Here is a 1,532-nt window from a genome sequence, read left to right on the forward strand (position 1 = left end):
CGATACGGGGATGATTGCCCGACGCGTCTGGATTGACGGTGACCTGGAATGGGGACCCATCAGCGTGAGTTCCCTCAAGCTTCAGCGGACCGGACGAGAGTGCAACGGCGAGCTGCAGTTCCGGGAAAGTGCTGACGGAACTGTCGTTGATCTTGTTGATGCGATCGCCGGCATCCAGTCCTGCCTCCCATGCGGGCATTCCGGGGCGGACATTGCCAATCTGTGAGGGCGATGTGGGAAAGCCCGTTTTGAAGACAATGACGAAGAACAGCAGCGCGGTCAGGACGTTCATAATCACGCCGGCCGAGATGATCGCCATTCGCTGAAAGACGGACTTGGCGACGTAGGACCGGGGGTCCTGAGCGATTTCTTCGTTGGTAAGCTGACTCGGGTCGGCATCATCCTGACCCAGCATCTTGACGTAACCACCGAACGGGATCAGTGACAGGGCGTATTCGGTTTCGCCCCACTTACGGCTGAAGAGGACGGGGCCGAAGCCGATGCTGAATCGCTCGACAAAGACATTGCACCACTTGGCGACGGCGAAGTGGCCCAATTCATGTAAGAAGATCACCAGACCCAGCCCGATCGCCGCCAGTCCGATGTTAGTCAGGTTGTTAAAGATCTTCAGCAAGTCGACTGCGAGGATTTCCATGCTTGCATCTCCTTTCGAGCCCACTCATCCAGCCGAAGCAGCTCCGACAGGGATGGTTGAGCATCGAAGTTGTGTCCGTTCAGAATATCTCCGCAGGCTTGCGGGATCTCTGTAAATTTCAAGCTGCCATCTAAAAAACGCTGCACGGCAACTTCGTTGCCCGCATTCAATACCGCACCGCAGGTGCCCCCACGGCGAGCGACTTCAAATCCAAGTTGTAAAGCGGGAAACGCTTCGAGATCCGGGGGGAAGAATTCGAGCTGGTACGATTGAGCCCAGTTCATCGATGGACCGGAAGCCGTCCATCGTTCTGGGTAGGTCAATGCGTACTGGATCGGTAGCTTCATGTCAGGTGGTGAAAGCTGTGCGAGAACGCTGCCATCAATGAACTCGACGAACGAATGCACGATGGACTGCGGGTGAATCATTACGCCGATCTGGTCGAATTCAAGATCGAAAAGCCAACGCGCTTCGATCACTTCCAGCGCCTTGTTCATCATACTGGCCGAGTCGACCGTAATCTTGGGACCCATCTGCCAGGTGGGGTGAGCCAGCGCCCGTTCGATCGTGACATCGCGTTCGAGCCGCTCTTTCGACCAGCCACGAAACGGCCCGCCACTGGCGGTCAGCACGATCCGCTTCAGGTCTTTGCGTCGTCCTCCGAGGAGAGCCTGGAAGATGGCGCTATGTTCGCTGTCGACGGGGATTAGGTCTGCACCTGTTCTCGCGGCGAGGTCCATGACGAGCGGGCCCGCGACGACGAGTGTCTCTTTATTGGCGATGGCGACCCGTTTTCTGGCTTCAATCGCGGCCCATGCTCCACGAAGTCCGGCGGCTCCGACGATCCCGCAGACCACGGTGTCCACATCCGGGTGTG

2 protein-coding genes are annotated in these 1,532 nt (G+C 57.7%); both read right to left on the reverse strand.

Translation table 11 applies throughout. From position 1 onward, the window contains the following. A partial coding sequence (locus VGE80_RS10180) for a M50 family metallopeptidase (protein ID WP_440592586.1) occupies nt 1-655 on the reverse strand: 655 nt, incomplete at its 3' end. Further along, a partial coding sequence (gene dxr / locus VGE80_RS10185; protein WP_440592587.1) for a 1-deoxy-D-xylulose-5-phosphate reductoisomerase occupies nt 628-1,532 on the reverse strand: 905 nt, incomplete at its 5' end. The genes VGE80_RS10180 and dxr, both read right to left, overlap by 28 nt.

It is taken from the genome of Schlesneria sp. (genome assembly GCF_036405755.1).
Lineage (GTDB): Bacteria > Planctomycetota > Planctomycetia > Planctomycetales > Planctomycetaceae > Schlesneria > Schlesneria sphaerica.